A 5,015-nucleotide genomic window follows, 5' to 3' on the forward strand; every position below is an offset into this window, starting at 1 on the left:
CTCGTCGACCGGCGCCAAAGTGACCCTGACGGGGACGGCGACCGACACGGTCGACGGCACCGATGCGGTGGTGTTCACCGAGGGCGGCAAGACCGTCACCGCGGACACGGTGTTCGGGCTGGGCTCGCACACGGTTCTCGCGACGGCGACGGATGCAGCCAAGAACGTCGGGACGCAGAGCCTGACGTTCACGGTGGTCGATACGACCAAGCCGGTGGTGACGGCGTCTGCCCCGGCGACAGTGGAGGCGACCTCGTCGGCCGGTGCCAAGGTGCTCCTGACGGGTTCGGCGGCCGACACGGTCGACGGTACCGACACGGTGGTGTTCACCGAGGGCGGTAAGGTCGTGACCTCCGGCAGCACCTTCGGCCTAGGTCAGCACACGGTGCTGGCCTCAGCCACCGATGCGGCCGGCAACGTCGGTACGAAGGCGATCAGCTTCGCCGTCGTCGACACGACGGCGCCGGCTGTACCGACACTGGCGCTCGTCAACGACACCGGGATCTCAGCGACCGACCACCTCACGCGCGATGCACGCATCGCCGTGACCCCGGCCGAAAGTGGGGGAACCCTGCGCTACGTCGTCGATGGCGGTGCTGCAGCTGCTAGTTACGATCCCAGCCAACTCACGCAGGGGGCTCATACCGTTGCGGTGACGCAGACGGATGCGTCCGGCAACGTCTCGGTAGCGGCAAGCCTCGCCTTCGTCCTCGACAGCGTGGCGCCAACGGCGCGGGCGGATGCCGCCTCCGGCACCGGTCTGGCGGCCCTGACCGGGCAGCTGTTCGCCAACGATACCGATGCCTCGGGGCTGCACCTGGTGTCGGTGCAACTCGGCAATGGGGTCGTGCGCGCCGTTCCGACGTCGGGTAGCGTCCAAGCCTTCGATCCCAACGGCACCCTCACCGTCTCGGCCAGCGGCAGCTATAGCTACAGCCCGACCGCACCCGGCCACACCGTCTTCACCGAAACGGTGGCGGACGCGGCCGGTAACACCAGCCAGACCACGCTGACCTTCGACGTGGCCAAGGCCGCGATCCCGGCTGCCTTGAGCTTCGGCTTCGCGCTGACAGAGGCGCACTTCGACTTCAGCAACGGTCACGACGTGATGATGGCGCCCAACGGCCGGATCGTGGATCTGACCGGCGTCGCCACCATCGCCTTCACCGATGGTACGGTGCAGGAGCGGGACGGGTCTCCGCTCGTCGATGATCTCTACTACTCCGCGACCAACCTCGACGTCTGGCGGTCGCATGTCGATCCAGATCAGCACTACGCCCAGTCCGGCTGGCACGAGGGCCGCAACCCGAACGCGGCGTTCTCGACCTCCAGCTATCTTGCCGCCAACCCGGACGTGGCCAAAGCGGGGGTCAACCCGCTGACGCACTACGATCAGTTTGGTTGGCATGAGGGCCGCAGCCCCGGCGCCAACTTCTCGGCGGAAGCCTACCTCACCCTCAACCCGGACGTCGCTGCTGCTGGGGTCGATCCGTTGGCTCACTACCTTGAGTTTGGCCAAGCCGAGGGTCGCGCGGTCTTCCCCGGTCTGACCATCGCAAAGGGCAGCGGCGATCACCTCTTCGGCGTCTTCGACGCGACCTACTATCTGGCTCACAACCCGGACGTAGCCATGGCCGCAACGGTGAGCGGTATGGCGTCCGATACCTTCGCCTTCCGGCACTACCTGACGCTCGGGGCGCATGAGGGCCGCGATCCGGACGCCTACTTCTCGACCGCCGGCTATCTCGCCGCCAACCCGGATGTGGCCGCCGCCGGCGTCAACCCGCTGCTGCACTACGAGCAGACGGGCTGGCTCGGGGGTCGCGATCCGAGTTCGTCCTTCCACACGGACGCGTATCTCGCCGCCAACCCGGACGTGGCAGCCGCACGGATCGATCCGCTGCAGCACTACTTGGAGTTCGGCCTCGCAGAAGGGCGCCACCTCGCCTGACCTTGGAACGGGCTCAGGGACATCGTTGCCTGAGCCCATGTCCTGACAGCGCGGACCGCCACTCGCGATTGCCAATCCGAAAGGCGGCTGGTTTCAACCCTTTGCGGAAATCAGGGATGTAAGCTTGGAGGTCGAGGGGACAACCGTTGCCCTTAGCGGCATAGACCCTGGTCGCCGGGGAATTTGAAAACTAATCAAACAAAATCAAAGAGTGCTTGTTCTCGAGTTTGGCCTCGGTCGAATCGCGGAGTGTCCTCCTTTGAAAACCAGAGCTTTTTGGTCAGGCTTTGGATACGAGCGGACCATTTTTCATTCAATCAATGAAATCAGCTACCGAGCTTCCAGGATCGCGATGTAGAGCACGAACGTTCAGATGCTCAAATACGCGACAGGCGTATAAAACGAGATGGAGCTGCAGGCAGAGCAATTATCACTCCAGATCCGGCTGAGTGTGGAGTAAGATAGGTCAACGTAAGATCGTACGCTGACCTCGGATCGGTATCCGCTCATGACAGCAAAAGACAACAAACTGGATCGTTTGGAACGATCCCCTCCCACCGATCGTGAGCAACGCGCGATCAAGCGGGCTGCTGAACGCTACCGCGCCCGAGCCGAACCTTTCGCCTACGGCAGTCAAGCTGGTCAGACGAACAAGCTCGACTGGCGCGGTAAGCATGACGACGACGCAGGGCATCTCCTCACAACGATCGACACGTTCGGTACGGCCTCACCCGAGTTCGCCCAGCACAATATCGGCCGTGTGGCGGCCGTTATGCGGGGGCGTGGAGAAAAACTGCCCTCCGACATGGCCTTGAACGCCGGGTTGGCCGCCGTCAGTGGGATTGCCCCCCAGGACGAAGTCGAGGCGATGTTGGCCACGCAGATGGTCGGCGTCCACGAAGTCGCAATGGAGATGCTGACCCGCGCCAAACTTGCGGACACCACCGATGCGTTGGAGCGGTACGGCGCGCTCGCGACCAAGCTGTTGCGCACCTACACGACCCAGGTCGAGGCGCTGGCCAAGCTGCGGCGCAAGGGCGAGCAGACCGTGCGGGTGGAGCACGTCCATGTTTACCCCGGCGGTCAGGCAATTGTCGGCAACGTCACCCAGGGGGGAGGGGCGCCCAATGGAAACAGACACCAACCCCATGCACCCGAGCGGACGTCAGAGAAACCAGCCTTCAGCGCTCCTGTCGGCACCTCGATGCGGTGCGCGGACACGGGCCGGGAGTCCGTGCCAGTCACCGGCGGTGGAGGGGAAGAAGCGATGCCGGATGCACGGCGGCGCCCACGGCAGTGGCGCACCTCGGGGTGAACGCAATGGCGCTTACCGACATGGGATGCGCACGCACGAAATGACCGAACTGCGGCGCGAGGTGCGCGAGCTGACCCGGATCTCGCGACAATTGATCGAGGCAGGGCTCTGACGAGAGGCATATCCTGTGGCTAACGGTACAAACTACAACCAAATCAGGAACCAATGTGGTACGTGGTCATTCTCGAATAATAGCCAGCTCCCTTACGGAGCTATGGTCCGGATGACTAGCCAGGTCAATTCCGGGCGACCATGATCGGCCGGAGGGCACCGGCAGCAAGCAGCGCTTCACGCGCTGCAGGAGTAGGACCTGGTCGCCCCGAACCTACGGATAACCAAGCAGCTGGTCGGTTGCTCTTGGTTCGCTCCGCGTCAGACCTCGGGAGAGGTGAAGCGGCGAGTAAAGGCCGACCGCCTGACCCCGGCCTCCCCGATAGGGTTTCGTCCACCGACACGTGTGACCGGTACTGCCTGCTTCGGCGCGTCAGGTCATGGCTTCGTCTCCGGCAGGCGAAGCCATGCCCCGCCCAACCCCATCAACACGTCAGGACCGCAGCTTAAGCAGCAGAGCTTGCCGCAAGTTTAGGACGTATAGGGGCCTCGAAACAGATCGCCCATCGCCCGCCTGCGGAACAAGGTTCGCCAGCGTCGGCGGCGGTGCTCGGGCCGGTCGTGGTTCATGTGGCACCGCTGGCAGAAGGCAGCCAGGTTGGCGTTCGCATTGTTGCCGGTGTCGTGATCGCGGTGGGCTGCGGCCAGGACCACACGGGTCATCCGGACGACGCTGAGCTCTTCGAAAGTCGGCGATGCGTGAAGCGAACGCCCGTGACCATCGCGCCAGACCCCGATGGAGGCATCCCACCACCGACCATCGCCGAGGCAGTAGACCGTCTGTCCATGCGGCCGCCCGCAGGCGTCACAAGCCCCACCCGCTCGTCGGAACCGGATCGTATCCGACAACTGCGGCCAGTCGATCGGGTAGAAGAAGCGATGCTCGCGCCGGATCGGCATCGGCTCAGCTAGTCCTGTTGCTGGCCGCAGCCATCGCCTGACTGCGCGCTCGGGCCTGCGGGAAGTAGCTGTAGAAGGTGTCCCGGCTGATCCCGAGGCGCTTGGCGATCGCCGCGATCGAGATCGTGCCAGTCTGGAGGAGGGCACGGCCGACCTCGATGTCAGCCTCTGTCAGCTTCTTCGGCCTGCCGCCCTTCCGGCCACGTGCCAAGGCCGCCTTCAGCCCTTCCATCGTGCGCTCGCGGTTGAGGTCGAGGAAGTACTCAGCCATGGCGCCGTGCATCTGCAAAGCGAAGCGCCCGTGCGCCGTGTCGGAGTCGAACTGCTCGGTCAGCGATCGGAAGTGGATTTCCTGCAGGCGTAAGGAGTCGATGGTGCGCATCATCTCGACGAGTGACCGGCCGAGCCGATCGAGCTTCCACACTACCAGCACGTCGGTGGGTCGCAGGTAGGCCAGCGCCGCCTCGAACTCCGGCCGCTTGGTCCCGGCCTTGCCGGACTTCTTTTCCTCAAACAGCTTCTCGCAGCCGGCCTTGGTCAGCGCATCGCGCTGCAGGTCGAGGTTTTGATCAAGGGTGGAGACGCGGGCATATCCGACGAGCATGTCGGGATAGTGATTCAGGCGCGTTTGATCCGCAATAGAAAACCAGTCATATTTTCCCGACAGAAACCAAGCTGTTTCAGGTCGGCAGCGAGTAGATCATACCCATTGTCCGAAAAACGGTCGGATAGCCGACA

5 protein-coding genes are annotated in these 5,015 nt (G+C 63.9%); 3 read left to right on the forward strand and 2 right to left on the reverse strand.

All coding sequences use genetic code 11. The features are described 5' to 3' along the window. From MFF13_RS24335 to MFF13_RS26455, 3 genes are all read left to right on the forward strand, one after another. Positions 1 to 1,951, forward strand: a 1,951-nt coding sequence (locus tag MFF13_RS24335; protein WP_238273166.1) for an Ig-like domain-containing protein, incomplete at its 5' end; no start/stop codon positions are given. 508 nt (positions 1,952 to 2,459) lie between these two features. Continuing rightward, the gene (locus MFF13_RS24340) at positions 2,460 to 3,266 is read left to right on the forward strand and encodes a hypothetical protein (RefSeq protein ID WP_238273167.1); all 807 of its coding nucleotides are present in this window, start codon (positions 2,460 to 2,462) and stop codon (positions 3,264 to 3,266) included. Further along, entirely contained in the window at positions 3,202 to 3,378 is a 177-nt protein-coding gene (locus MFF13_RS26455) for a hypothetical protein (RefSeq protein ID WP_283205836.1), read from the forward strand. Before MFF13_RS24340 ends, MFF13_RS26455 begins: the two co-directional genes overlap by 65 nt. A gap of 470 nt (positions 3,379 to 3,848) precedes the next feature. Here MFF13_RS26455 and MFF13_RS24345 read toward each other — a convergent pair whose 3' ends face one another. Then, a complete protein-coding gene (locus MFF13_RS24345; protein WP_238273168.1) occupies positions 3,849 to 4,277 on the reverse strand; it encodes a hypothetical protein in 429 nt (142 codons plus the stop codon). A gap of 4 nt (positions 4,278 to 4,281) precedes the next feature. Beyond that, positions 4,282 to 4,881, reverse strand: coding sequence for a recombinase family protein (locus MFF13_RS24350; RefSeq protein ID WP_238273169.1), 600 nt, complete (start codon positions 4,879 to 4,881; stop codon positions 4,282 to 4,284). Positions 4,882 to 5,015: the final 134 nt, after the last annotated feature.

The organism is Methylobacterium cerastii, from assembly GCF_022179125.1.
Lineage (GTDB): Bacteria > Pseudomonadota > Alphaproteobacteria > Rhizobiales > Beijerinckiaceae > Methylobacterium > Methylobacterium cerastii.

Bases quoted from the DNA above. Each gene is read 5' to 3' on its own strand.
- MFF13_RS24350 (WP_238273169.1), bottom strand. From the start codon at position 4,881: ATGCTCGTCGGATATGCCCGCGTCTCCACCCTTGATCAAAACCTCGAC.
- MFF13_RS24345 (WP_238273168.1), bottom strand. From the start codon at position 4,277: ATGCCGATCCGGCGCGAGCATCGCTTCTTCTACCCGATCGACTGGCCG.
- MFF13_RS24340 (WP_238273167.1), top strand. From the start codon at position 2,460: ATGACAGCAAAAGACAACAAACTGGATCGTTTGGAACGATCCCCTCCC.